The organism is [Chlorobium] sp. 445, assembly GCA_002763895.1.
GTDB lineage: Bacteria > Bacteroidota > Chlorobiia > Chlorobiales > Thermochlorobacteraceae > Thermochlorobacter.
Genome location: NSLH01000009.1, coordinates 47,671 through 71,631 on the forward strand (window position 1 = coordinate 47,671; position 23,961 = coordinate 71,631).

Genomic DNA, 23,961 nt, shown 5'->3' on the forward strand with positions numbered 1-23,961 from the left:
TGCTCGTCTGCCTTAATTCTAAGCGTTCTAAACGCTACTTCACCCTGTACATTTCAACTGTTTCATGCAACCTCAAAAACTTGCTTTGTATGTCGCACACCATCACACTTTTGCCTGGCGATGGCATCGGTCCTGAAATCACGCATGCTGTCAAGCGCATCATTGCTGCGACGGGCGTTAAAATTGAATGGGAAGAATATCTTGCTGGCAAAGCCGCAGTTGAAAAATATGGCGACCCGCTGCCGCAAGCAGTACTTGACTCAATTCTGCGCAATAAAGTTGCTCTGAAAGGACCGCTGACCACGGAAGTGGGAAAGGGCTTCAAGTCTGTCAATGTGCAACTGCGCAAAACGCTGAATCTTTACGCCAACTTGCGTCCTGTCAAGACACTGCCCGGTGCTGGCGCAAAGTATGAAGGGGTTGATATTGTCGTTGTGCGCGAAAATACTGAAAGCCTTTATGCCGGCATTGAGAATGAAATTGCTCCGGGCGTTATTCAAGCCTCGAAGGTGATTACACGCGAAGCCTCAACGCGCATTGCAAAATTTGCCTTTGAATACGCACGCACGCATCATCGCAAAAAAGTCAGCGCTATTCACAAAGCCAACATTATGAAACTTGCCGATGGGCTTTTTCTCAAATGCTGCCAAGAGGTTAGCCAAGATTATCCCGAGCTTCAATACGACGAAGTCATCGTAGACAATTGCTGCATGCAACTTGTACTCAATCCACAGCGTTTCGATGTCATGGTACTTGAAAATCTCTACGGCGATATTGTCTCGGATTTGTGCGCTGGACTTGTAGGTGGATTAGGTGTCGTGCCTGGCGCAAACATTGGCACCGAAGCCAGTGTCTTTGAGGCTGTGCATGGCTCTGCGCCCGACATTGCAGGTAAAGGTATCGCAAACCCAACAGCGATGCTGCTTTCAGCCGTCATGATGCTGCAACACATTAACGAACATCATGCAGCAGAACGCATTACCAGCGCAATTTATCGTGTGATGGGAGAAGGCAAAGTGCGCACGCCCGATCTCAAAGGCCATGCTACCACAGAGCAATACGCCGATGAACTGATTAAGTATATCATATAGTTTTAGAAAGAAATCACTTGATTGTTCAGAGCATACTTTACGAGCATATATTTTTGATGTCTGCACTAATTTCATCAGTATGTCTACAGTTCTTCTTGCCGAACATTTAACGAAAACCTACCGCTGTGGTGAAGGGTCTCTTACCGTTCTAAATGATGTTTCATTCGAGCTCAATGAAGGTGATTCCTGCGCAATCGTAGGTCCTTCGGGCAGCGGCAAAACCACTCTGCTTGGCATTTGTGCTGGTCTTGACCGACAAACTTCTGGTTCAATTACGCTTTGTGGCACTGTGCTCGATGTGCTCAGTGAAGATGAGCGAGCGCGTGTGCGCAATCAATTTGTCGGCTTTGTCTTCCAAAGTTTTCAACTTATCCCTACACTGACAGCGCTAGAAAATGTGATGGTGCCGATGGAATTGCGTGGTGAAAAACGGGCGCGGCGCGATGCAATAGAGCTTCTGGAGCGCGTCGGCTTAGGGCATCGCCTCTCACACTACCCTGCGCAACTCTCTGGCGGTGAGCAGCAGCGTGTCGCCATTGCTCGCTCATTTATCAACCGTCCCAAAATCCTTTTTGCAGATGAACCGACAGGTAACCTTGATGCAGAGACCAGCGAAAAAATTGAGCAACTGCTCTTCGAACTCAACCATGATAAAGGCACAACGCTTGTTGTGGTAACACATAATCTCGAACTTGCCCAAAAAACGCAGCGCATTCTCCGCTTGAAAGGTGGCTCAGTCATTAGCGATGAACGCCTTGTGCACTCTGCAGCACCGACCAGTCTTGACGCTTCCTAAAGTACTTAACACTATAGCCACGATGCTCTTCGATGCATTTGTTTGGAAAATGGCGTGGCGCGATAGCCGCACACATCGTCGCAAGTTGCTGTTTTTTATGTCGTCCATTGTGCTGGGCACAGCCGCACTTGTTGCTATTACCGCACTTGGTGAAAACTTGCAACGCGCTGTTGCACAGCAAGCTAAATCGCTTTTAGGGGCAGACTTGCAATTTGAATCACGCCAAGCATTTTCTCCGACGCTCGAGCACCTTCTTGATTCACTTGGTGAGCATTCACGCGAAGTGAGCTTTTCATCTATGGCGTATTTCACCAAGAGCGGCAACACGCGTTTTTCTCAAGTGCGTGCGCTGCAGGGCAAATTTCCATACTATGGGGCGCTCATCACAGAACCCGACAGCGCCGCACATTCTTTTCGCAAGGGCTTTCAAGCGTTAGTCGATGAAGCCTTGATGATTCAGTTTGGCGCTGAGGTTAGCGACACACTCAAACTTGGCGAGGCTTATTTTACAATCGCTGGTGCCCTAAAAGAAGTCGCAGGTGAAGCAGTCGTAACTGCACTGGTTGGACCGCGCATCTACATTCCGCTTGAGACTTTAGCAGATACCAAACTCATTCAATATGGCAGCAGAGCAACCTACAAAGCTTATTTCAAATTTCCGCCCGAAAAAGATCTCACAGCTCTGACGACCCTGCTTCGTCCAACACTTGAAAAAGAGCAAGTCTCGCTTGTCACTGCCGAATCGCGTCAAGCTGCACTGGGTCGCTCAGTCGAAAATCTCTATCGGTTTCTAAATCTCGTGGGGTTTATTGCCCTTCTGCTCGGCAGCGTTGGTGTAGCCAGTGCTGTGAATGTTTATGTAAAGCAAAAACTCGGCACCATCGCTGTGATGCGCTGTCTGGGTGCAAGCACTGCACAAACCTTTTTTATTTACCTTATTCAAGCCGCTGTCATGGGACTGATTGGCTCCTCACTTGGTGCTTTTTTAGGGATTGGCGTGCAACTTCTTTTGCCCTCTATTCTGGGTGATTTTTTGCCCGTCAAAATTGAATTTGCCTTTTCACCTAAAGCCATGCTGCAAGGATTGGGCATTGGTCTTGGCATGTCGCTGGCATTTGCACTCTTACCTTTGCTTCGCATTCGCAAGATATCGCCACTGTTGGTATTGCGCGCGGCATTTGAAGATACTGCCGTCCCTAAAGATGCTTTACGCTGGCTTGTCTATCTTTTTATTTCGGGCTGCATTTTACTTTTCTCTATCTCACAGACCGTCTCACTGCGCACGGGTTGGATAACAGGTGTCTTTTTTGCCCTATCTATTGGCGCCTCATTTGGACTTCTTGTACTTGTCGCACATTTGCTTATGCGTGCAACACGCACGTTTTTTCCTTCTTCATGGAGTTATGTCTGGCGTCAAGGTTTAGCTAACCTTTATCGACCTAACAACCAAACTTTAGTTCTTATTGTATCGCTTGGACTTGGCACTTTTCTTATTTCCACTATTTATCTTTCCCAAATTACTTTGTTAGGCGAAGTTTCAATTGTTGGCATGGGTAAAAAACAGCCCAATATGGTCATGTTTGATATCCAGCCCGATCAAAAGGAGGGCGTAGAAGAACTTGTTCAATCCTTTCAGATGCCTGTTTTACAAACCATTCCTGTTGTTACCATGCGCCTTTACTCGCTCAACGGCAAGGAACTACAACGCGATACAACGATTTCAGAAAATTCTTTTTTACGCGCTGAATTTCGCGCTACCTACCGTGATTCACTACTTGAGACCGAGCAGTTAGTTGCAGGACACTTCTTTGGCAAAGTGCACTCGCCTCATGACTCTGTGCTGATTTCTGTATCTGATTTCTTCGCTCAAAGTCAAGGGCTGAAATTAGGTGATGAACTGGTCTTTGATGTCCAAGGTGTGCTCATCAAAACTTACATCGGGAGCATCCGCCGCGTGGATTTTCGTCGTGTCCAGCCTGCTTTTACGTTGCTTTTTCCTGATGGCGTGCTTAACGACGCTCCACAGTTTTATGCGCTTGTTACGCGCACGCCTTCCACTACAGTTTCCGCAAAAGTCCAGCAAGCCGTTGTGCAGTCTTTTGCTAATGTCTCAATCATTGACCTTGAGCTCATCATCAGTACTATTGATAAGATTCTCGACAAAATTTCTTTAGTGATTCGCTTTATGTCGCTTTTTAGCATTGTTACAGGCTTAACGGTGTTAGTTGGGGCAGTACTCACCAGCCGCTATCAGCGCATGAAGGAAAGTGTTTTACTGCGCACGCTTGGTGCAAGTCAGAAACAGGTTGTGCAGATTATGGTGGTCGAGTATGTGTTTTTAGGTAGCTTTGCAGCGTTCTCCGGCTTTGGACTTGCACTTCTTGGCAGTTGGGCACTAGCATATTTCGTCTTTGAGACGGTATTTTTGCCCTCGATCTTTCCCCTTGTTGTTGGCTATTTTGTGGTTGTCGGTCTTATCGTTCTTATTGGTGTTCTTATCAGTCGCGATGTGGTTACCAAGCCGCCGCTTGAAATTTTACGCCTTGAAGCTCAATAAGCAGATGAGTTTTCTTTGTTTTCACTTCTTTTGCGCTTCACTCTTGAGCTTCAAACTACTTGGTTTAATTCGTGCTCCAGTTCATCAAACTTTGAGAGCAGTTTATCTTTTTTTGGCACAAGATCTTTTCGAGCGTCAATATAGCGTGAGAAGGCTTCACGCATGGTTGAAGCACGCGCAATAGCTCGGCGGCTACTATCTTCCACACTTTTTTCTTGATGAACATTGAATTCAATCGTCGAGAGATTGAAGCACGAAAGCGCCTTTTTAATTTCTACGAGGTCGACAAGGCGCTGCTGATTTTTCTTACACTCAATATTGATACGCACAATCGCGTCTTTTGTATCGCAGCAACTTAGGGTACTGAGAATTTCTTGCATCACTTCATGGTCACCTTTTTCCTTGATATTGATTTTGATGGTTTGCATTGGGCGTGCAGGGGTTTGCACATGGCGATAAGTTGCGCGCTTGTGCTCATCAAACTCTACGATGACAAATCCTTTCGGGTCTTTTTCTTCAGAGAATGTGATACGTTCAATGCTCCCTGAATACACCACTGGCGGCTCGCCATGCTCCACTGCCCCTTCGTTCAAATCTTGGTGCTTGTGAATATGACCTAAAGCCACGTAACTAAACTCTCGCTTGGCTAAGGCTGCAACATTGAATATCGGGTCTCTACTTTTGATTCGCTCTGAGCCTTCGGAAATGATTGCATCAGCTACATGTATATGCGCAGCAAGAATGGCAGGATAGGGTAAATTTTTATTTCGGATTTTTTCGGCTTCATTTTCAATAAAATTAGCGTAGTATTCGTGCACCAACGCGTTCAACTCTTCTGGTGTTTTGCCAAGGTTTTCTTTTTGTCCCGCAAGCATGTTTTCGCGCGGGCCAAGGTAACCCGACAATCCTAATTTTTCCAGATTTTGTCTCAAAGTCTTTACTATGCGGTCTTGAAAAAGATAGACTTTGTCGTGCAGGTCGGGGAAAATCTGCAAGGCATTGACTCTTCCTGCTGTATTTGAGTAGTCGTGGTTGCCTATGACAAATACCGTTGGAATACCTTTATCGAGCAGCGGTCTCAAAGCGCATGCGAAAATTCGCTGTTCAGTCGGTGTCGGCTGTGGTTCTTTGTAGGCGTCGCCGCAAAAGAGAAAGAGGTCGATTTCTTCTTCGAGTGCCTTTTGAACCATAAATCAAGGCACTTTTGCACATCCAGCCAGCGCGAATTGAGCCCTGACTTTGCGTCGTGCCGACCATGAGTTTCATATCCGACGTGAATATCTGCGGTGTGCAAAATTTTCATAGTCTCTCATCACGGATTAGTGTTTGACGAAGTATTAGCGTTACTTTCCTGCTCTCTGTGTGCAGAGATATAACATGCTTCAGCGCAGCCAAAGAGTTTGTAACGATTTTCAGCTACAGTATCATAGAGTGCATCAGAAAATTCAACTTTCCAGAGTGGGCTTGTTAATTTAAGCAGCGGAAATTTTTCAGAGAGTTTTTCAATTGCAGCCGAGCGCTGATAGACTCTGCCCTGCTCATCAATCACATGTAAGCTCGAGCGCAACGCTTCTTTTTTCAAGGCAAATTGTGCAATAAGGTCATCGGCATGTTGAAATGGCACAAACTCCATTCGGTAGTGCTCACCGTCTTGATTCATCGTTTCAAGCCAGCGCACAAGGCGAATACAAAGGTTGCAATATCCATCGTAAAGTAAAATCGGTCTTGGTATCAGCATAAACTTTTCGTTTGGGTTTGCGCTGCCACGCTATCACTTCTCATCTTGAAAAGAGCAGCACGTCTTCAATGCGGCGCATCAAGGCAAAGCGTGGCATAGTGAAATTTACTACAAAATTTGAATCATTAAGCATGCGCGAGGCATAGGTAATCCTCATGCGCCGTATGATTGGTGTCTTGGGGCTCTCATGCTCCTGCGGGTACTCAAACGTTTCCACCACGGTTCGCTTGGGCAGCAGTACTGCTGTCTTGCCGCTTTGAACAGGTTCTGGATCTTCAAAGATAGTTTGAAGTTGCACGCGTTTGGCGGTATCGAGTTGTGCAAGTGCTCGCACGCATGCTGTTGCTGAATCAATTTGCACAACTTGAAATCCTTCCTTGCCACGAAGCGTGTAGATGATTGCATCATTTTCTCTCGTTACACTTTCAAGTGCATGCAGTGGCACGGTCAGTTCAGGTACGCCAAGAAACACATTAGCGGCATCTTTGAAGGTTGCGCCAATGCCTGTTGCGCGTCGCAAGTTTTCAGGACTGTTTTGCCCAATCAGGAGTGTATTTTGGAGTGGAATATACACAAACACGCTGTCGGTGCGCAGCAGGGTCTGTGCTGCCACAATACCCAAAAATGCTGTTACCACAATCTGAATACTTTCGTTGCGTTTTGCTTTGATGACGCATCCAAGCGACTGACGCAATTCTGGCGCATCAATTTCTACATTGCCATAGCCTCGAGTGTCTGCACGCTCTGCGCCATGCGTGCAGCTTGCTCATAGAGTTGGATGAGTGAAGAATCTAATGTCAGTGTATGTTTGATGTGTTCTGGCGCGGATGTGGATTTTTCTGGGTGCTGTGTTGCACAACTCAGGGCTAAGCAGCTCAGCGTTGTAAGCAGCGCAAGCAGGGCGGATTTCATCATCATTCATTTATCTAAGACGACACTCAAATCACTTTGTGGGGCAATTTGGCACGCTAAGCGTTCTTGTGAGTTTAACAATTTTTGCGCCAGGAACTCTTTTTCAGCGCGCGTCAGTGGCGGTAAGTGCTCTGCCCCCCTTGTAACCTGCACGCGACAGGTTGTGCAAAGCCCTATTCCACCGCATGCGCCACCAATTTGCACACCTTCATCGAGCGCCAGGTCTTGCAGTGAACGCTGCGTTACATTCTCGGTTTCAATTGTTACACACTTTTCTTTTCCATTGCCATATCGCACCGTAATCTCAATTCTCATTTCAATCTTGCTTTGTCTTTACTAGTCTCCCTTTTTCATTTTCTCATAGAGTGCATTCACACTTTTGTACACAAACGTGTCAGCAATTGTCTGCATTCGGTTTTTCATCTGACTGCACATAAAGGCTTGTCCCATAAACGCCCCCAAGGGGTGAAAATCTGTTCCTGACGCGCGTCGGAGCCGAATGTGCAAATGCATTCTGACCAGTGTGTGCGGATTGCTGGTTGAGCTATGCTCTGCATGTTCAAATGTTAGTTTGCACATCATCCAATCGTGCGCATCTTGGTCTGGCGTATAGTGCGTAAAGACAGCGCCGTTTCTGCAAAATTCGGTTGGGATACTTATGTGCAATGTTGGTGCAAGTGGCATGTCAACATCATACTGCCATTCATAGAGTGGTAAGCCACTGTTGCTTTTGCCAATTAGCTTGACGGCGCGCACCGATGGCATATACTCTTCAAATGTCTTTGGTTGCGACAGGAATTGCATGAGGGATTCTTTCTCAATTGGGACGTCATACACTGTGTTGACTTCCGCGTCGATAGAGAAGCTCTCTGCGCTCATTTTGGTAACGTTTATGTTGAGATAAATATAGCAAAGGTTATGTAACTCCTTCAGGGCTCAAGCAAAACTTTTCCAATGGTTTTACGCTCTTCAAGCAGTTGGTGGGCATCTTTGGCTTGGTTCAGCGGTAAGCGTGCATAGATAAATAGCTTTAATGCACCGTTTTGAATCCAGGAGAAAATTTCATGAGCTCGCCACAAGAGTTCCTCACGTGTAGCGGTGTAGTGTGCTAGCGCAGGGCGAGTCATAAATAGCGATCCTCTTTGACTCAGTAGAAGTGGGCTGAACGGCGGAATCAAGCCACTTGCATTGCCAAATGAGACGAACATTCCTCGTGGTTTAAGTACGCTCAAGCTCCCTTCAAATGTATCTCTGCCTACGGAATCATACACGACATCTACGCCTTCGTTTGCCGTGAGCCTTCTGGTTTCAGACACAAAGTCTTGCGTGGAATATATGATGACCTCATCTGCCCCTGCTTTTTTTGCTTGTGCGGCTTTTTCTTCGGTGGAGACCGTGGCGATAACACGTGCACTGCGCATTTTTGCAAGTTGAACTAGCAGCAATCCTACGCCGCCTGCTGCAGCATGAATCAGTGCGGTATCGGTTTGTTTTAGTGGGTAGGTCGTTGTGGCAAGATAGTGTGCGGTCATACCTTGTAGCATTGCTGCGGCGCCTTGCTCAAACGAGAGTGATTGAGGCAATTGCACCAATTGCGCTTCTGGCACAGCATGATACTCTGCATAGGTACCGAGTCGACCTGTATAGGCAACACGGTCGCCTTCTTTCACAAGAGTTACATTTTCTCCGATAGCTTCTACGACGCCAGCGCCCTCCATCCCCAGAATAAACGGTAAGGTTTGTGGATACAGCCCTGTACGATGATAAACATCAATGTAATTGACGCCGATTGCATGCAACCTAACCAGTGCTTCGTTTGCTTTGAGGGACGGCACGGGACGCTCTTGACATTTTAATTCTCCTACGCCGCCATACTTTTCTACCACGATAGCTCTCATTTCTTTTTTTCTGAAAGCAGTTTTAGTAATTCTTCAGCGTGTGTTTCGGGCTTGACTTTCGGGAAGACATGCTCAATTTTTCCATTTTCATCAATGAGGTAAGTTACTCGATTCGTACCCATATATTTTTTTCCGTAGAGACTTTTTTCGCCCCAAGCGCCATAATCTTGTACAATTTTTTCTCAGTGTCTGCTAAAAGTCGGAACGGCAAATTGTATTTTTCTGCAAACTTTTTATGTTTTTTTTCATCGTCGATGCTCACTCCTAGCACTTCCACATTTAGTTCTTTGAATTTTGCGAAATTATCGCGAAACGCACATGCTTCTTTCGTGCAGCCTGGCGTATCATCTTTCGGATAAAAATACAGAATAACTTTTTTGCCTCTAAAATTTTCTAATGCGACTGGTTCGCCGTTTTGGTCAGTAGTCTTAAAACTTGGCGCTATTGCACCTACTTCTAAAAGTGCCATGGGATAGGTTGTTTTTTAATTCTGCTTAAACTGCACGTTTTTCCACTGCTTAAATAAATCTTTGACTTTATTGCGTTGATATTTTCCTGTTGAAGTTACTGGAATTTCATTGCTGAAGAGCACGACTTTTGGACATTTGTTGAATGGCAATTTTTCAGCACACTTTTTAATAATTTCCTCGCCTGTGAGTGTTGCGCCATCTTTAAGTTGAACCAGTGCGCCGACCTCTTCGCCATACCAATCGTTTTCAAATCCTACAGCAATTGCCGCTTTAACGCCCTCGATGCTACAAAGCACTTCGTCAATTTCAAATGGTGAGATATTAACACCGCCACGAATAATTAGTTCTTTAATTCGCCCTGTAATGAAAAAGAATTTTCTACCTTTTTCATCGGTTTTGAAAAATCCTTCATCGCCGCTGTGAAACCAACCTTTTTCAAATGCCTTAACATTTGCTTCTTCATTTTGATAATAGCCTTTCATGACATTATGTCCACGAATAACGATTTCACCGCGCCATCCTTCACGTACTTTTTCGCCACGGTTATTAAAAATTGCCATTTCGTTTGGCGGTATCGGCACACCAATAGAGGGGAAGCCAAACTCGCTGAGCCACTTTTGATGCTCTTCTTCGCTCAAATCTAGTGGTAAGAAGCAAGAATAGCAGGTTGTTTCCGATAAGCCATAGCCATGAATAATTTTCAAGCCGTAGCGCTTCTCGAATGCCATTGCAAGTTCTACCGTGAGCGGTCCAGCGCCGCAAATAAAATGGCTAAAATGCATCAGGTTGTACTTAGAAAGATCAATGTTTGCATGCAATAGAAATTGCAACAAAGTTGGCACCACGCTCACGATTTTTACTTTTTCCGTTGCAATGCGCTCAAAAAATGTCTCCGTCTGAAATTTTTGATTTAATACAACAGCACCGCCGTAATACAGCGGGGTTATCAGCGTAACGACTATGCCATTAACATGATGAATCGGCAAGACACACATCATGACATCGCCCTCTTTTAAGCCGTGCCATGTCGCAATGGCATCAGCATCGACCAGCAAGTTATACTGCGTGAGCACGACGCCTTTAGGCAATCCTGTCGTACCGCTGGTGTAGACAATGAGTGCTTCGGTTTCAAGGTCAGCGTAGGTGGCACGTGTTTCATCTACAGTTTCTCTTGGCTTAGCGCGTGTGTCAATAATTTGAGCTTGTCCAAACTCGTCTGGGAAGGCAGAAATGGTTTGCTCAAAATCGCTTGAGGCAAGAAGAGTCAGGTCAAGCCCTAAGTTTTGAATCATTGGCAAGTATTCATCGCGTACAAACGCCAGTTGCACACCTGCATTTTCCAGAATGTACTTAATGCGCTCTGGGGTTTCGCCAACATTGATGGGCACAACCGTCATACCCGCGCACCATGCGGCAAAATACTGTACCACGGTATCAATATGGTTGTGCGACACTGTTGCCACACGGCTTTCTTCAATCAAGCCTTGCGCACGCAAGTAGTTTGCCGTTTGAAAGACTTTGCGCTGAAATTCTTCGTATGTGTAGCGCATCGCTACGCCACCACTGGCATAAAACGTAATGAAGATGTCGTTGCGATATCGCTTTGTTTGCTCCGTGAGCAGTTCAAGGATATTGCTGTATTTGACCAAGTAGTTTGTCGGCAAGTAAGTTTGTCCGTCAATGATGACGGCATGCGACATATGGGTATTGAAAATCAGGTCTTTGTTCATTGCTCGTCATGTAGTTTTGCCAGCTGTTTTTTCAAAAATACGTGATGTACGTCATTTTCAAGGGATAAGTTCTGCTACCGAAAAGTGCAGTAAGACCATTATATTTGCACTTCAGAAAACTTCGATTCATGTCGCTCAAAGATAAAGTTGTTCTTATCACAGGTGCGAGCGCCGGTATTGGGCGAGCTACAGCTCAAGTTTTTGCGCGTGAAGGCGCATCACTGGCGCTCGGTGCGCGGCGCAAGGACAGACTGGAGGCACTTGCCTCTGACCTTCATCATCACTATGGCGTTCGGGTTCTACCTCTCACCCTTGATGTAACTCGTGCTGAGAGTTGCTCAGCCTTTATCAATGAATCTATTAAAGCTTTTGGCAAGATCGATGTGCTCATCAACAATGCTGGTCTGGCACGCGGCGTCGACAAAATCTCTGATGTCAAAGAAGTGGATATGCGTGAAGTGTTTGAAACGAATGTCTATGGTCTGTTGCGGCTCTCTCAACTGGCGCTAAGAGAGATGCTACCACGAAACAGCGGACACATCATCAACTTGGGCAGTGTAGCTGGTCATATGCCTTATGAAGGTGGCAGCGTCTATTGTGCCTCAAAATTTAGTGTCAGAGCTATTTCTGAAGTCTTGCGCCTCGAGTTGCTTGGGACTAACATCCGTGTCAGCCTGATTTCTCCCGGACTTGTTGAAACTGAATTCAGCCTCGTGCGTTACCGTGGCGATAGCGATAAAGCAGGACAAGTCTATCGTGGTATGACGCCGCTCACAGGAGAGGATATTGCAGAGTGTGTTTTGTTTGTTGCATCGCGTCCTGCACATGTAGACATTGATGAAATCGTTGTGCGTCCAGTTGCACAAGCTGGATTGAAAGTGCATCGCGCACCATGAATTTTCCTTAACCATAATTGCCGACATGCCAACTTATCTCAAAACGCTGTTGCTGTGCGGCTTGTTGTCCTTTTCGGCTTTGCCGCTTTATGCGCAAGTGCTTGGCGAAGCCAGCTCAGACGACATCCGCGAACGCCCACGTGAAATTTCTTTTCGCAGCATTGAAGTGGGCATCACGCCGTTTGCATCACTGCAACCGCTTTCGAGCAATACCGCTCAGTTGCCCTTTGTCATCACGCGCGCGACACTCTCAGCACTGGCGCGATTAGACAACGCGATGCTTTACATTGACTACTCGGTTGGTAACATCACAAACTTTCCTGACGCTGTTACGCTGGTGAGCGGCGGTGCAAAGTTTGACTTTGACTTTTTTTTCGTGCCTCCTACACTCGATGCACTGCGACCGCTTATTAGTTTTGCCACGGTCGCCGACCTTGTTGCCGCCTCAACCACACCAAGCCCTCAAACCGCAGGAACAAATAACCTGAGTTTAGCTACAGTCGGTATTGGGGCAGGCTTAGGTGCATCGTATCAAAGCAAAACTTGGATTACACAAGCCAAAGTAGAAGGCTATATTGCAATTGCTTCTCAAGGTTTTAGTCCTGTCGTTGGGTTTGGGAGCGGTATCGTAGGTGATGCCACTGTTCAATTTCCGTATCTGCTCGGAAATATAGGCTTAGCGTTCACTTATCGCTTTCGTACCAGCGCCATGAATTTTGCGACAAACCCGCAATTCAGCTATGGATTTCTCTCGCACACCTTAACGGCGGGAATTACTTTTTAACTAATCCTGTTAGCCACTGCAAATCTTCAATGAGAAAGCAAGATATTCTTCAAGAACTCGAAGATATTGCCAAGAAACTTGGTTACCGTGTCCGTTACGAAAAGGGTAATTTTGTTGGTGGAGATTGTCGCGTGCATGAAGAAAAAATTTTAGTCGTCAATAAATTTTTGCCGATTGAAGGACGCATCTCGACGATTGCAAGAGCACTCTCGCGCATCGGGGTTGGCAATATCTTCATTACACCGCAAGTGCGAAAACTCATTGACGATGAAGTGTCCACCCAAAAAAGTGAGTTACCGCGTTCGACAACATGATTGCTTAACCTTATGAAAGTTACACTTTTGGGTTCAGGTACATCGCAAGGCATTCCTGTACCACTCTGCCAATGCCGTGTGTGCACCTCAACCGACCCTCGCGATAAACGCTTGCGCTGTTCCGCACTTGTTGAAACCGCTGGACTTTCTATTCTCATTGATACTTCGATTGACTTTCGCCAACAAATGCTGCGCAGCCGCGTGCAGCGCATTGATGCCGTTTTGCAAACCCATCATCATTTTGATCACCTTTTTGGATTAGATGATATTCGCGCCTTCAGTACGGCGCAACAAGCCGCAATTGATTTTTACACATCCCCACAATGCGAGCCTGAAGTCATGCGCCGATTCGGCTATGCGTTCAGTGAACAAAATCTTAAATGGGGCTTGCCTGCACTGACGATGCATGTGGTTGACGCCCCGTTCGTGATTGAAAAACATGGCAAGCGCGTCGAAGTTACTCCGATTGACGTCGGACATGGCAAAATCATGATCTATGGCTACCGCATCGGCAACTTCGCATACTTGACAGATTGCAAAACTCTGCCTGAACATTCCTACGAACGCTTGTATCATCTGGATGTCTTGCTGATTGATTGTCTTCGGCTCACACCACACCCGACGCATGCTTGTCTTTCCGAAACACTCTCTTACATTGAACGCATTCAGCCGCGCCGAGCCGTACTCATCCATATGAGCCACGAAGTCGGACACGCTGAACTTGAAGCCATGCTGCCTGAACACATCCGCGTCGGCTATGATGAAATGGAAATCATCATAGACTGAACACTTCCCGCATCTGCTCTACAGGGTGCCTAGATTGCTCTAAGGTTGTATCTTTGCATAAGTCAATCACAACGTTTGCAAATTTTAATGAAGATTTTTATTCTGCTCTCCTTTGCGTTCTGTACGCTTTTCTGGCTCTCATGCAGCAAGCCAAAAGAGACCAAACCCGCTGAAAAGGTTTATGAATACCGTATTGCATCTGGCGGCAAAGTCTATGGTGGACCTTATGCCTATGCAGAACTGCAACCGCTGACCACACTCGATCCTGTGCAACTTATCGAGAATGTCTCGCAACACGCTGCGCATCAACTCTATGACTTACTGATTGATCTTGATCCCACAACCCTCTCGCCCGTGCCCGAACTGGCAGAGAGTTGGGAGATTTCTGACGACGGGCTGTTTTATACCTTCACGCTGCGCGACAGTGTTTTTTTCCACAACGACCGCTGCTTTCCACAAGGCGTAGGACGCAAACTGACCGCAGCGGATGTTAAGTACTCTTTTGAGCGGGTTTGTCATCCTGCCACTCAGACCAAAGGATTCTGGGTCTTTCGTGATAGAGTTGAGGGTGCCACAGAATTTTACGAAGAGCAGCTCTTGGCGCGCGCGAAAATCGCCAACCTAAACTTTTCGGTGTCCGTGGCTTTGAAGTGCTCAGTGATCGCCGTTTCCGAATTCGCCTCACTCAACCTTTTGCTCCTTTTTTGATGACACTGGCTTCAGCCTTTTGCTATATCATTCCACGTGAAGCCGTCGATTACTACGGTCCCAACTTCACCAAGCACCCTGTTGGCACCGGTCCATTTATGTTTGAAGAATTCGGAGCAGATTTTCTCAAACTCAAACGTAACCCGCGCTACTGGCAAAAAGATATGCACGGCAACACACTGCCCTACCTTGACGAAATCACACTTTATTTTTCGCGCAGTGCAACTGAACAGCTTGCAGCGTTGCAACGCGGAGAAATTTTAGAGATAAGTCGCTTCTCCAGCGACATTCGCCAGCAAGTTTTACTTCATGATACACTTGCACCTGACTATCAAGAGCGCTTCAGACTTTTCTCGACGCCCTCGCTCTCAGTGCAATTTTGCGGGATGAATTGTGCACTTCCTCCCTTCAACGATGTACGTGTGCGCCAAGCGTTTTCTCTTGCACTTAATCGCACAGAGCTTTCTAAACTCGTTATCACCCCTGATGAGATACAAGCTAGCAAATATGCTGCTACGCGCGGTTTAGTGCCCCCTGCGCTCGCCGCCTATGATACGACTCGAGATCAAATCTTCACCAAGCCTCTCAGAGGCGATAAAGCCAAATCGAGCAACCTTCTCAAACTTGAAGTCTTTAACCCAGACAAAGCGCGTGCCTTGCTTGCTAGCGCCGGCTATCCAGATGGCAAAGGGTTTCCCACACTCCCGCTCTATTATGATTCTACAAACACTCGCAACCGCCGCCTTGCTGAATTTATCCAGACATCGCTGAAGCAGCATCTGAATATCACGATTCACCTTGCGCCACTTTCGTGGTCGGAGCATTTAGCGAAGTGTGAATCCGGTCGTGTCGCATTTTTCCTCTTAGGGTGGGTCGCCGATTATCCTGAACCAGAAAATTTTCTCAATCTGCTCTATGGCAAGTTTGTCCCTGCTGATACCAGCGCCATCAGTTATCCGAATATGCCGCGCTATCGCAATCCAAATTTTGATGCGCTCTTTGAACAAGCCTTGCTAACGCTTAACGACTCTTTGCGCTACCGCCTTTATGCAGAAACTGAAGCACTTGCCCTTAACGATGCCCCACTGTTGCTGCTTGTCTATGACCGTGATGAAAAACTGCTTTCAAAAGATGTTCAAGGCTATGCGCTGAATGCTATGGATCGGCGCGACCTCAAGTATGTTTGGCTCAACCGTGCCTCTTCATCTGCTGCGATGCAGTAAGCACATGTTAAAAAATCGTTGCAGTCTGCTGCTGAATTCTTTCTGATTGTTACCTTTGATTGTCTTTTTTATCTCTTCATGATTAGCGCATGCGTACGTGCTGGTTTGTCTTTGCCTGTCTGTGGCTTTGGGTTTGCCCCTCTCTTTTGCGCGCTCAAGAGCTCTCCGACCGCGAAGTTCTTTTGCTTTTGCAAGAAGGTGTAGAGCACTTAACACGCAAAGAATATTCTGCTGCAATTAACTTTTTCAACGAGGTTTTGAGACATAGACCACACAACAGCATTGCGCTTGTCAATCGTGGCATTGCCAAAGCAAGGCTGGGCAATTATGATGGTGCAATTTTAGATTACTCGGCTGCTCTGCAAGTCGACTCGACCGACTTACGCACTTACTATAATCGTGGCAGAGCGTATATGGAACTCAAACAATATGCACTTGCTGTCTCGGATTTTACCCATGCCTTGCAGCTCGACTCTGGATATGCCAATGCCTACACCAATCGCGCTCACGCTCGGCTACAGCTCAACGATTCGCTTGGTGCATATCAAGATTACATCAAAGCAGCGCAACTTGGCTCGATTAAGGTGCGTGAGTTTCTCAAAACAAAGGGCGTGGATTGGGAGCGTGCACCGTAAAGTGCTCTACGCGGTTTCCTGCTCTGCCAATGGAAATAGATAAAACTTTTGAATTTGTACAAAGCTCTCTTTTTTTAGCGGCAGTGCTGTTTGCATTACAAGGTCTATACCTTCCACACTAATTCGATACTCACTTATCGCTCCCTTGAAAAATTCTTCTTTTACTATAGCGCGAAACACATTTTCACCTTGCGCTCTTTCCACAGGCACAATGTGCTCTGGACGAATTACCACATTGAATGCTTTTCCTGCAATCGCATCACCCTGACTGTGCTGCAAGACTAAGCCGGTTTCTGATTTTATCAAAAATTTATCGAGTCGCTGCATACGGATAGAATTTGCATCACCAATGAAGGTTGCGCCGAAGTGTGTTTTTGGACACTCATAGACTTCTTTTGGCGTACCAATCTCCATTACTCTGCCGTGATGTAGCAGCATTAACCTATCTGCCAGCATTAGTGCTTCTTCTTGATCGTGTGTGATGTAGATGAAGGTTTTGCCCGTTTTGCGTTGCAGGCTTTTGAGTTCCTTTTGCAATTCACGTCGCAGCACCACGTCCAAGTTTGAGAGTGGTTCATCGAGCAGAATGATTTCAGAAGGTGTTGCAATCGCGCGTGCAATTGCTACGCGTTGCTGCTCACCTCCTGAGAGTTCTGTCGTCATTCGATAGAGCCGATGATCGATTTGCAGTGTTTTTGCGGCTTGCACCACAGCTTGCTGAATCTCGCGCTCTTGCCAACGCGCTTCGCGTAGCCCAAATGCGATATTTTCAAAGACATTGAGATGCGGAAACAGGGCATAGTTTTGAAAGACCATTACCGCATTGCGCCGATGCGCTGCAAGTCTAGTTACCTCCTTGTCATCAAAGAAAATTCGCCCTTCACTAGGTTTTTCTAGACCTGCAATCATGCGCGCTAAAGTCGATTTGCCGCTGCCTGATTTGCCTAAGACTGCAAAAAATTCTGCGTCCTTGCACTGAAAAGTAACTTCATCCAGCGCTCGATGATTAGCAAAACGTTTGGTTAGTTTTTCAACAGTAAGTCTCACACGTGATTTTTTCTATGATTTGAATAATGATGTCGACTTTGTCCGATGTGTAAAAGTATGGTAACGCGGATTGGCTTACAACGCTTTGCGCTGCATTTCTTCCATGATTGCTACACTTGATGATGTTCCAAGGCGTGAGGCTCCTGCTTCAATCATCGTCAGTGCATCTGCGTAAGTCTTGATGCCACCAGATGCCTTGACACCAAGCTGCTCACCAACCGCCTTACGCATCAGTTGTACGTCCTTTGCAGTTGCACCAGTTTTTGCAAACCCTGTCGAAGTTTTTACGAAGGCCGCACCTGCACTTTTAGCAAGTTCACACGCCATAACTTTTTCTGCCTCGCTGAGCAGTGCGGTCTCAAGAATCACTTTTACAAGAGCATTGTTTGCTGCAGCAACTTTGACCACACTTTGAATGTCGCTTTCTACTGTACTGTAGAGCTTCGCCTTGAGTAATCCAATCGGTAAGACCATATCAATTTCACTTGCACCTTGCTGGCAAGCAAGTTCCGTCTCTCTCGCCTTGACTTCAGTTAACACTGCTCCAAGCGGGAAACCGACCACGGTACAGAGTTTCACACCTGACCCTGCAAGCCACTGTGCACACTGCGAGACAAACACAGGGTTTACACACACAGCATAAAACCCATAGGTCATCGCTTCTTTGCATAGCCGTTTAATGTCGTCGGGGGTAGCTTCGGGCTTAAGGTTAGTATGGTCGATGTACTTTGCAACATCACTGGGCTGGAACTTTGCCATTTTAAGGAATTACTCAATTAAATTGAAAGCCTTGCGTTAGGGCTTACGGCTCATGAAAATAGAAAATTTGTGGCTCGCAAAGCGGGTGAAAAGGGACACACAGTTACATCATTTGTACTAACTTTCTTAGGTTACGAAAAACTGCTACACAAGTTTCGGAGGTGTAATGTACTCTTGAACCCTCGCTACATTTTGTCTGAACCATAAAAAATGCGTAGTTAGCAGCGTTGTCCCCAAATCAAAAAAGGAGTAACTATGCACCGTGTTCTTCAAAGTATTCGTGCTCAAGCAAAAGCCAAACACGCCTCACTGGTCTTCCCTGAATCTGATGATACGCGTACGCTGCAAGCTGTCGCTGAAATGATTGAGCACAAACTCATTGAGCCTGTGCTCATTGGCAAACGCGCTGAAATTCTTGAGCGTGCGCAATCGCTGGGCTTACGCATTCCTGAGGATGTTATCCGAATTGTTGATATTGACTCATCGGATTGCCTTGAAGACTATGCACACGAGTATTTTCTGCTGCGCCAACACAAGGGCATCACAGAAGCCGAAGCTGCAAAGATTATTCGTCAGCCACTTTTTTATGCCGCAATGATGGTACGCAAAGGTAAAGCCGATGGCTGTGTGGCTGGCGCTGTGAACACTACGGCTGATGTTTTGCGTGCCGCTATTCAAATTATTGGTGTCGATAAGTCTCAGACGAATTTGGTCTCCAGTTTTTTCTTGATGGCTTTTCCCGAAACGCATTATTCGGCTGCAGGACGTGTTTTTACTTTTGCTGATTGTGGGGTTGTACCCTATCCCACTTCGGAAGAACTTGCTGATATTGCCCTCACATCCGCCGCTTCGCATCAAGCCTTGACAGGTGAAGAGCCGATGGTTGCACTGCTTTCTTTCTCTACAAAAGGTAGTGCATCACATGAGTCAGTAGAGAAAGTGGTGCGTGCGCTCGAGATTGCCAAGCACGCTGCCCTTCGCTTCACATTGATGGTGAAATGCAGTTTGATGCTGCCTTCGTTGAGAGCGTCGGCAAGCGCAAGGCGCCCAATAGCCCAGTTGCAGGTAAAGCCAATGTGTTTATTTTCCCAAATCTTGACGCTGGTAACATTGGCTACAAACTTACAGAACGCCTTGGTGGTGCAACTGCCATCGGTCCTATCATCCAAGGCCTCTGCAAGCCCATGAACGACCTTTCGCGTGGAGCCAAGCCGAGCGATATTGTGGATGTGGCTTGCATCTGTGCTTTACGTAAGCCTTGAGAGACTTGAGCGGCTACTCTCTTTTGTTTCGCATAAAGTCAGCTGTGCGGAAGAACGCCGTCTCCAGTTGCGCTTGTATCTCAGGGCTAAGCCTGACTTTCTTCATAGCTTCGCGCATGCAGAGCATCCATTCATCTCGCTCTTTTTCGCCGATAGGAAATGGCAGATGCCGTGCACGCAGCCGTGGGTGTCCATACTTCTGTACATAGAGTGGTGGACCGCCTAACCAGCCCGATAGAAAAAGGTAAAACTTTTCGCGTGAATGTGTCAGATCTTTCGGATGCAAGGCGCGCACAGTCTCTATGCGTGGGTCATTTTCCATCACGTCGTAGAAGGCTTCAGCCAGCTTACGTACGCCTGCATCTCCACCAAGTTGCTCATACAGCGAGGACATGGTCTTTCACATTCTTTTGGCTTACTCTGGTCGCATTTGTGGAAAGAAAATCACGTCGCGAATAGAGTCTTGTCCTGTGATGAGCATCGTGAGTCGATCAATGCCGATGCCGATACCTGCAGTCGGTGGCATCCCGTATTCGAGCGCACGCAGAAAATCTTCATCAATGGTCATGGCTTCATCATCGCCGCGTTCGCGCAGCCGTGCTTGTTCTTCCAGACGTTCGCGCTGATCGATTGGGTCGTTAAGTTCGCTATACGCATTGCACAGTTCTTTGCCGGCTACGATGAGCTCGAAGCGTTCCACCAGTCCGGGCTTTGAGCGATGCTTTTTCGTCAGCGGCGACATTTCAATTGGATAATCAATGATGAAAGTCGGTGCAATGAGTTTCGGCTCGACATGTTCGCCGAAAATCGCATCAATGATTTTACTGCTGCTATCGCTCGGTTCAACATGAACCCCCAGTTCTTTTGCGATTATGCGCAGCTCGGCTTCACTTTTTCCTTCAATATCTTTGCCTGTGAATTCCTTGATAGCATCAGCCAGCGTTAGGCGACGGTATGGCGGTTTGAGATCAACCTCGTGTCCATTGAAACGCGTTTTGGTCGTGCCATTTACCGTCAGTGCGATGCGTTCAAAGAGCACTTCTACTTGCTCCATCATCCAAAGATAATCTTTGTAAGCCACATAGAACTCGACTTGTGTAAATTCGGGGTTATGGAAGCGACTTAATCCCTCGTTACGAAAATCTTTGGCAAATTCATAAACGCCTTCAAAGCCACCGACAATCAAGCGTTTGAGATAAAGTTCATTAGCGATGCGCAGATAGAGATCAATGCCGAGTGCATTATGGTGCGTGATGAAGGGTCGTGCAGTTGCGCCGCCGTAGACAGGTTGCAAGATTGGCGTTTCAACTTCCAAGTAACCCTTTTCATCCAAAAATGCACGAATCGTGTTGATAATTTTTGCACGCTTACGAAAGACTTCTCGCACTTCTGGATTGACAATTAAGTCCACGTACCGTTGGCGATAGCGCTGCTCTTTGTCTGAAAATGCATCATAGACAATTTTTTGTCCGTTGACTTCTTCTTCTTTGGCTACAGGAATTGGACGCAGGGCTTTGGCAAGCAAGGTCATCTCTTTTGCGTGCACAGAGATTTCCCCCATCTTGGTTCGAAAGGTGTAGCCCTTAATGCCGATGATGTCGCCAATATCATAGAGATGCTTGAAAGTGTCGTAGGCTGTCTCGCCCACATCATCTTTACGAATGTAGATTTGGATTTTCGCAGTTGAATCCTGAATGTGAAAGAATGAGGCTTTACCCATAATGCGGATACTCATGATGCGTCCTGCGATGGAGACATCAGTTGATTCACCATCTTTAAAGGTCTCCAAAATGGTTTGTGCGTGGTGCGTGATGTCAAAGGCGTATGGATAGGGTTCAATGCCTTGTTCGCGGAGCCGTTGCAGTTTTTCGCGCCGCACCCGCATTTGATCGCTCAGTTCTTCCAAAGATGTGCGTAGTGGTTCTGACATATGAGATTGAGCTGTTGCTGTCGCTGTTTGATTACAAATAGACTTCATTATTATAGAAACATACTGAATACATGTGCCGTTTTGCCTTATGTTTTGCTTTGCTGCTTTATGAAGCCATCAAAACGGACGCAATGCGATGTAACTTTTCTGGGGTAAGTCGCAAATATACGCTACTGCAAAGATATCACTGCTATGACGAAAGATTTTCTAGTAGATGCAATGCAGCGCAACACACTCGCCTTGAAAATGAAAGCGCTTTCGCATCCTGTGCGCCTTCAGATTATTCAGATTCTCAAATCGCGCGGCTGCATTTGCGGTGAACTTGTTGCGCTGCTGCAGCTTGCCCAAGCTACAGTCTCGCAGCATTTGAAAGTTCTCAAAGATGCCGGCTTTGTTCAAGGGATGAAAATTGGCTCAAAGGTTTGTTACTCGCTTAATCATCAGGCTTTATCGGAGTTCAAGGAAATGACCTGCCTGTTGTGAATGATTGTGAGTTTCGGACTCAAAGCTTCTTGGCAAAGCGTCTTTATTGCTCTTGCTTTATTTTTGTTTCCTCTACGCTGACTTTTTTATAGCCTTATTTTTTTAATTACAACTCTACCAGCGCCATTTTACCGTATTCCAGATTTTCAAAAATTTTCATTGCACGTTCTCGGCGTGCTTCGTCCTCAATACCAATCTCATCAAGTCCCTTTTCCGGATTACTCGCTTTGAAATAGCCGATGATGGCGTAATCTTCGCTACGCACTTGAATGTAGTCCGGGACGATGCCTTTACCTTTAGATTTAAGCAAGTAGACTTTCATACTTCGGTAGCAGTAGTATCCAAAAAAGTAGGTCTACGCTATTTGCTCTTTGTAAATCCTTTACGAATTAATAAGGCTTTTGACCAATATAATTTCCGGGAGGATCATAGTTAAACACCACTATCATTTGTCCATTGCAAAATACTTTTGCGCCGCCTACATATTTTGTATTTCTCCAAACTATTTGCGTGTAATGTCCGACCCCTCTGAAAGAGTTATGCGTAGATGGATCACGTTCGAATAGTGATTTTTCACTTAGCCACGCTTTGACTGCATCAGCGATAGTGTAGTACCCTTCTGTGCCTGTAAAAAGATTTTCTCCATACGGGTTATTTGGTCGATGGAAAAATCGGCAACCACGCTTGGCTAACTCATTAGCCCATTCTCTTGCATACTGCGAGAGTTCTTCCGACCATTCCAACAGCTCTACACCGCATTCCCTACGTGCCTCATTATGCAACTTCAAGGCAATTTCAATTTCATCACTGCTTAGTAACTGTGCTATAAAGTTCTGCGACTCTTTCTCTTCTACTGGTACTTGTGCAAACGCCGATGATATGTATAGTGTAGCACATACAGTTATGCCTAAAATAGTGCACTTAAGCATAAAGCCAGTAAATATTAAGGTTTCTAAAGTTATGAAAATGAAAATTTTTACCAACTTACTCCATTTGAGCGAAGCATTCTCTGTGCATCAGCATTACCGTTTCTTGCCGCAATTTTGAGCCAGTATAGAGCTTCGCTGTTATTTCCAATTTTGCCATAAAAGTATCCTATCCAGTATGGTGCTTCGTTGTCAGAAGGAACTGCATTGTAATAGCCTTTCCAAGCCTCTGTAAAATTCTTCCAATATCCTTCGTATTTTTCAACTTTTTCATCATTTCCTATTTGACCAGCACTATAAGACATAATTTCAAGAATGCTTATCTTTTTTTCTTTCTCTACGTCCGGGTTTTTCTCTATGTACTTTTCTAGGTACTCTAACGCTGAACCATAATTACCTAAGTTGTAGTGATTTGAACCAAGTGCTAAGTATGCTGGATAATATGCATTATTTGTCTCGATTGCTTTTTCATAGTAAGCTACTGCTTTCTTCATATCCCTTATTTTCTCATAGCATACTCCTGCATTGTGATATGCTTTTGCAAGTTCCTCTTTTTTTTCTGTTCCAACTTCTACCGCTCGAATTGCGTAGTTTTTTGCTTTCTCATAATTTTTTTCATCAACGTCCTGTAATAAGCTGCTTACCATCTCCCCGAAGTGACATCCTGGTAATATTGCCCGCTTGCCCTGAGTAGCGTCCAGCAAACTTTTCTATTGTTTTTCTTTCTCTGTTTACCTTTAGTAATTCAGATAAAGCTGTTGCACAAAAAACAGTTTTGCTATCCATTCCAAATTCCAGAGCAAGTACTCTTCCTCTTCCGTCAAGCAGTATTTGTTCTATTTGGTTACCTGTTTTCAAATTCCAAATTCTTATGGTTTGCTCATCGCTACCTGCAGCAAGTTCATTTCCGTCAGAACTTACTGCAATTGTGTTCACATTATCAACTTTTATACTCCTCTTTACTTATCATTTTTTTGCTTTTACTATCAATTACTTGTTTGAGCGATGCTGTTTGC

27 protein-coding genes and 2 pseudogenes are annotated in these 23,961 nt (G+C 45.9%); 12 read left to right on the top strand and 17 right to left on the bottom strand.

Translation table 11 applies throughout. From position 1 onward, the window contains the following. Positions 1–89 precede the first annotated feature (89 nt). The 3 genes from CMR00_05295 to CMR00_05305 all read left to right on the top strand — a co-directional run bounded on the left by CMR00_05295 (position 90) and on the right by CMR00_05305 (position 4,444). A complete protein-coding gene (locus CMR00_05295) occupies positions 90–1,091 on the top strand; it encodes an isocitrate dehydrogenase (NAD(+)) (protein ID PIO48346.1) in 1,002 nt (333 codons plus the stop codon). A 79-nt stretch (positions 1,092–1,170) separates the two neighbouring features. Then, on the top strand, positions 1,171–1,887 hold the full coding sequence (locus CMR00_05300; GenBank protein PIO48347.1) for an ABC transporter: 717 nt from the start codon (positions 1,171–1,173) through the stop codon (positions 1,885–1,887). A 22-nt stretch (positions 1,888–1,909) separates the two neighbouring features. Beyond that, positions 1,910–4,444, top strand: coding sequence for an ABC transporter permease (locus CMR00_05305; protein PIO48348.1), 2,535 nt, complete (start codon positions 1,910–1,912; stop codon positions 4,442–4,444). Positions 4,445–4,494: 50 nt separating this feature from the next. Here the strand turns inward: CMR00_05305 and CMR00_05310 are convergent, their stop codons facing one another. The 9 genes and pseudogenes from CMR00_05310 to CMR00_05350 all read right to left on the bottom strand — a co-directional run bounded on the left by CMR00_05310 (position 4,495) and on the right by CMR00_05350 (position 11,192). Continuing rightward, a complete protein-coding gene (locus CMR00_05310) occupies positions 4,495–5,634 on the bottom strand; it encodes a hypothetical protein (GenBank protein PIO48349.1) in 1,140 nt (379 codons plus the stop codon). Between the two features lie 122 nt (positions 5,635–5,756). Then, positions 5,757–6,182, bottom strand: a complete 426-nt coding sequence (locus CMR00_05315) for a hypothetical protein (protein ID PIO48350.1) — start codon at positions 6,180–6,182, stop codon at positions 5,757–5,759. A gap of 40 nt (positions 6,183–6,222) precedes the next feature. Beyond that, positions 6,223–6,891 carry a hypothetical protein gene (locus CMR00_05320; GenBank protein ID PIO48351.1) on the bottom strand — a complete coding sequence of 223 codons (669 nt, stop codon included), beginning with the start codon at positions 6,889–6,891 and terminating at the stop codon, positions 6,223–6,225. 2 nt (positions 6,892–6,893) lie between these two features. Beyond that, positions 6,894–7,100: a hypothetical protein gene (locus CMR00_05325; GenBank protein ID PIO48352.1), complete on the bottom strand. Its 207-nt coding sequence runs from the start codon at positions 7,098–7,100 to the stop codon at positions 6,894–6,896. Then, positions 7,101–7,409 (bottom strand): hypothetical protein, encoded by a 309-nt coding sequence (locus tag CMR00_05330; GenBank protein ID PIO48353.1) that lies wholly within the window; start codon positions 7,407–7,409, stop codon positions 7,101–7,103. It abuts the gene before it with no gap. A gap of 21 nt (positions 7,410–7,430) precedes the next feature. Further along, positions 7,431–7,973, bottom strand: a complete 543-nt coding sequence (locus tag CMR00_05335) for a hypothetical protein (protein ID PIO48354.1) — start codon at positions 7,971–7,973, stop codon at positions 7,431–7,433. 50 nt (positions 7,974–8,023) lie between these two features. Continuing rightward, positions 8,024–8,992, bottom strand: a complete 969-nt coding sequence (locus tag CMR00_05340; GenBank protein PIO48355.1) for an NADPH:quinone reductase — start codon at positions 8,990–8,992, stop codon at positions 8,024–8,026. After that, a pseudogene (locus CMR00_05345) lies at positions 8,989–9,461 on the bottom strand (thioredoxin-dependent thiol peroxidase). Before CMR00_05345 ends, CMR00_05340 begins: the two are co-directional and overlap by 4 nt. Positions 9,462–9,476: 15 nt before the next feature. Further along, complete coding sequence (locus tag CMR00_05350; protein PIO48356.1) at positions 9,477–11,192, bottom strand: AMP-dependent synthetase; 1,716 nt, start codon at positions 11,190–11,192, stop codon at positions 9,477–9,479. A gap of 128 nt (positions 11,193–11,320) precedes the next feature. On the opposite strand from CMR00_05350, the gene CMR00_05355 reads away from it, so the two are divergent. From CMR00_05355 to CMR00_05385, 7 genes are all read left to right on the top strand, one after another. Continuing rightward, positions 11,321–12,088, top strand: a complete 768-nt coding sequence (locus CMR00_05355; GenBank protein ID PIO48357.1) for an NAD(P)-dependent oxidoreductase — start codon at positions 11,321–11,323, stop codon at positions 12,086–12,088. 25 nt (positions 12,089–12,113) lie between these two features. Continuing rightward, complete coding sequence (locus CMR00_05360; protein ID PIO48358.1) at positions 12,114–12,872, top strand: hypothetical protein; 759 nt, start codon at positions 12,114–12,116, stop codon at positions 12,870–12,872. 29 nt (positions 12,873–12,901) lie between these two features. Beyond that, positions 12,902–13,186, top strand: a complete 285-nt coding sequence (locus CMR00_05365) for a hypothetical protein (GenBank protein PIO48359.1) — start codon at positions 12,902–12,904, stop codon at positions 13,184–13,186. 12 nt (positions 13,187–13,198) lie between these two features. Next, the gene (locus CMR00_05370; GenBank protein PIO48360.1) at positions 13,199–13,972 is read left to right on the top strand and encodes an MBL fold metallo-hydrolase; all 774 of its coding nucleotides are present in this window, start codon (positions 13,199–13,201) and stop codon (positions 13,970–13,972) included. Between the two features lie 87 nt (positions 13,973–14,059). Then, positions 14,060–14,680, top strand: a complete 621-nt coding sequence (locus CMR00_05375) for a hypothetical protein (GenBank protein PIO48361.1) — start codon at positions 14,060–14,062, stop codon at positions 14,678–14,680. Next, positions 14,551–15,903 (top strand): hypothetical protein, encoded by a 1,353-nt coding sequence (locus CMR00_05380; protein ID PIO48362.1) that lies wholly within the window; start codon positions 14,551–14,553, stop codon positions 15,901–15,903. Before CMR00_05375 ends, CMR00_05380 begins: the two co-directional genes overlap by 130 nt. A gap of 89 nt (positions 15,904–15,992) precedes the next feature. Next, positions 15,993–16,538 carry a hypothetical protein gene (locus CMR00_05385; GenBank protein ID PIO48363.1) on the top strand — a complete coding sequence of 182 codons (546 nt, stop codon included), beginning with the start codon at positions 15,993–15,995 and terminating at the stop codon, positions 16,536–16,538. A 6-nt stretch (positions 16,539–16,544) separates the two neighbouring features. Here the strand turns inward: CMR00_05385 and CMR00_05390 are convergent, their stop codons facing one another. Then, the gene (locus CMR00_05390; GenBank protein PIO48364.1) at positions 16,545–17,585 is read right to left on the bottom strand and encodes a spermidine/putrescine ABC transporter ATP-binding protein; all 1,041 of its coding nucleotides are present in this window, start codon (positions 17,583–17,585) and stop codon (positions 16,545–16,547) included. A gap of 75 nt (positions 17,586–17,660) precedes the next feature. Further along, positions 17,661–18,344 (bottom strand): deoxyribose-phosphate aldolase, encoded by a 684-nt coding sequence (deoC, locus tag CMR00_05395; protein PIO48365.1) that lies wholly within the window; start codon positions 18,342–18,344, stop codon positions 17,661–17,663. Between the two features lie 255 nt (positions 18,345–18,599). Between deoC and pta the strand changes: the two are divergent. Next, positions 18,600–19,606 (top strand): annotated as a pseudogene (pta, locus tag CMR00_05400) (phosphate acetyltransferase). A gap of 13 nt (positions 19,607–19,619) precedes the next feature. On the opposite strand, the gene CMR00_05405 reads toward pta, so the two are convergent. After that, on the bottom strand, positions 19,620–20,000 hold the full coding sequence (locus tag CMR00_05405) for a hypothetical protein (protein ID PIO48366.1): 381 nt from the start codon (positions 19,998–20,000) through the stop codon (positions 19,620–19,622). Positions 20,001–20,021: 21 nt separating this feature from the next. After that, entirely contained in the window at positions 20,022–21,536 is a 1,515-nt protein-coding gene (lysS, locus tag CMR00_05410) for a lysine--tRNA ligase (GenBank protein ID PIO48367.1), read from the bottom strand. Positions 21,537–21,728: 192 nt separating this feature from the next. Here lysS and CMR00_05415 point away from each other — a divergent pair, with 192 nt between their 5' ends. Further along, a complete protein-coding gene (locus CMR00_05415) occupies positions 21,729–22,019 on the top strand; it encodes a transcriptional regulator (GenBank protein ID PIO48368.1) in 291 nt (96 codons plus the stop codon). Positions 22,020–22,125: 106 nt separating this feature from the next. Here CMR00_05415 and CMR00_05420 read toward each other — a convergent pair whose 3' ends face one another. The 4 genes from CMR00_05420 to CMR00_05435 all read right to left on the bottom strand — a co-directional run bounded on the left by CMR00_05420 (position 22,126) and on the right by CMR00_05435 (position 23,881). Then, positions 22,126–22,341, bottom strand: coding sequence for a fructose-6-phosphate aldolase (locus CMR00_05420; protein ID PIO48369.1), 216 nt, complete (start codon positions 22,339–22,341; stop codon positions 22,126–22,128). Positions 22,342–22,408: 67 nt separating this feature from the next. After that, entirely contained in the window at positions 22,409–23,002 is a 594-nt protein-coding gene (locus CMR00_05425) for an SCP-like extracellular (GenBank protein PIO48370.1), read from the bottom strand. Further along, positions 22,996–23,592, bottom strand: a complete 597-nt coding sequence (locus CMR00_05430) for a hypothetical protein (protein PIO48371.1) — start codon at positions 23,590–23,592, stop codon at positions 22,996–22,998. Before CMR00_05430 ends, CMR00_05425 begins: the two co-directional genes overlap by 7 nt. Continuing rightward, positions 23,564–23,881 carry a hypothetical protein gene (locus tag CMR00_05435; protein PIO48372.1) on the bottom strand — a complete coding sequence of 106 codons (318 nt, stop codon included), beginning with the start codon at positions 23,879–23,881 and terminating at the stop codon, positions 23,564–23,566. The genes CMR00_05430 and CMR00_05435 overlap by 29 nt, the downstream gene beginning before the upstream one ends. Positions 23,882–23,961 lie beyond the last annotated feature (80 nt).

What these genes read in the sequence shown, in the direction of transcription:
- lysS (PIO48367.1), bottom strand. Translation starts at nt 21,536, where the DNA reads ATGTCAGAACCACTACGCACATCTTTGGAAGAACTGAGCGATCAAATG.
- CMR00_05310 (PIO48349.1), bottom strand. Translation starts at nt 5,634, where the DNA reads ATGGTTCAAAAGGCACTCGAAGAAGAAATCGACCTCTTTCTCTTTTGC.
- CMR00_05300 (PIO48347.1), top strand. Translation starts at nt 1,171, where the DNA reads ATGTCTACAGTTCTTCTTGCCGAACATTTAACGAAAACCTACCGCTGT.
- CMR00_05295 (PIO48346.1), top strand. Translation starts at nt 90, where the DNA reads ATGTCGCACACCATCACACTTTTGCCTGGCGATGGCATCGGTCCTGAA.
- CMR00_05415 (PIO48368.1), top strand. Translation starts at nt 21,729, where the DNA reads ATGACGAAAGATTTTCTAGTAGATGCAATGCAGCGCAACACACTCGCC.
- CMR00_05350 (PIO48356.1), bottom strand. Translation starts at nt 11,192, where the DNA reads ATGAACAAAGACCTGATTTTCAATACCCATATGTCGCATGCCGTCATC.
- CMR00_05360 (PIO48358.1), top strand. Translation starts at nt 12,114, where the DNA reads ATGCCAACTTATCTCAAAACGCTGTTGCTGTGCGGCTTGTTGTCCTTT.
- CMR00_05370 (PIO48360.1), top strand. Translation starts at nt 13,199, where the DNA reads ATGAAAGTTACACTTTTGGGTTCAGGTACATCGCAAGGCATTCCTGTA.
- CMR00_05325 (PIO48352.1), bottom strand. Translation starts at nt 7,100, where the DNA reads ATGATGATGAAATCCGCCCTGCTTGCGCTGCTTACAACGCTGAGCTGC.
- CMR00_05365 (PIO48359.1), top strand. Translation starts at nt 12,902, where the DNA reads ATGAGAAAGCAAGATATTCTTCAAGAACTCGAAGATATTGCCAAGAAA.
- CMR00_05420 (PIO48369.1), bottom strand. Translation starts at nt 22,341, where the DNA reads ATGAAAGTCTACTTGCTTAAATCTAAAGGTAAAGGCATCGTCCCGGAC.
- CMR00_05315 (PIO48350.1), bottom strand. Translation starts at nt 6,182, where the DNA reads ATGCTGATACCAAGACCGATTTTACTTTACGATGGATATTGCAACCTT.
- CMR00_05335 (PIO48354.1), bottom strand. Translation starts at nt 7,973, where the DNA reads ATGAGCGCAGAGAGCTTCTCTATCGACGCGGAAGTCAACACAGTGTAT.
- CMR00_05430 (PIO48371.1), bottom strand. Translation starts at nt 23,592, where the DNA reads ATGGTAAGCAGCTTATTACAGGACGTTGATGAAAAAAATTATGAGAAA.
- CMR00_05385 (PIO48363.1), top strand. Translation starts at nt 15,993, where the DNA reads ATGCGTACGTGCTGGTTTGTCTTTGCCTGTCTGTGGCTTTGGGTTTGC.
- CMR00_05355 (PIO48357.1), top strand. Translation starts at nt 11,321, where the DNA reads ATGTCGCTCAAAGATAAAGTTGTTCTTATCACAGGTGCGAGCGCCGGT.
- CMR00_05375 (PIO48361.1), top strand. Translation starts at nt 14,060, where the DNA reads ATGAAGATTTTTATTCTGCTCTCCTTTGCGTTCTGTACGCTTTTCTGG.
- CMR00_05305 (PIO48348.1), top strand. Translation starts at nt 1,910, where the DNA reads ATGCTCTTCGATGCATTTGTTTGGAAAATGGCGTGGCGCGATAGCCGC.
- CMR00_05330 (PIO48353.1), bottom strand. Translation starts at nt 7,409, where the DNA reads ATGAGAATTGAGATTACGGTGCGATATGGCAATGGAAAAGAAAAGTGT.
- CMR00_05340 (PIO48355.1), bottom strand. Translation starts at nt 8,992, where the DNA reads ATGAGAGCTATCGTGGTAGAAAAGTATGGCGGCGTAGGAGAATTAAAA.
- CMR00_05405 (PIO48366.1), bottom strand. Translation starts at nt 20,000, where the DNA reads ATGTCCTCGCTGTATGAGCAACTTGGTGGAGATGCAGGCGTACGTAAG.
- deoC (PIO48365.1), bottom strand. Translation starts at nt 18,344, where the DNA reads ATGGCAAAGTTCCAGCCCAGTGATGTTGCAAAGTACATCGACCATACT.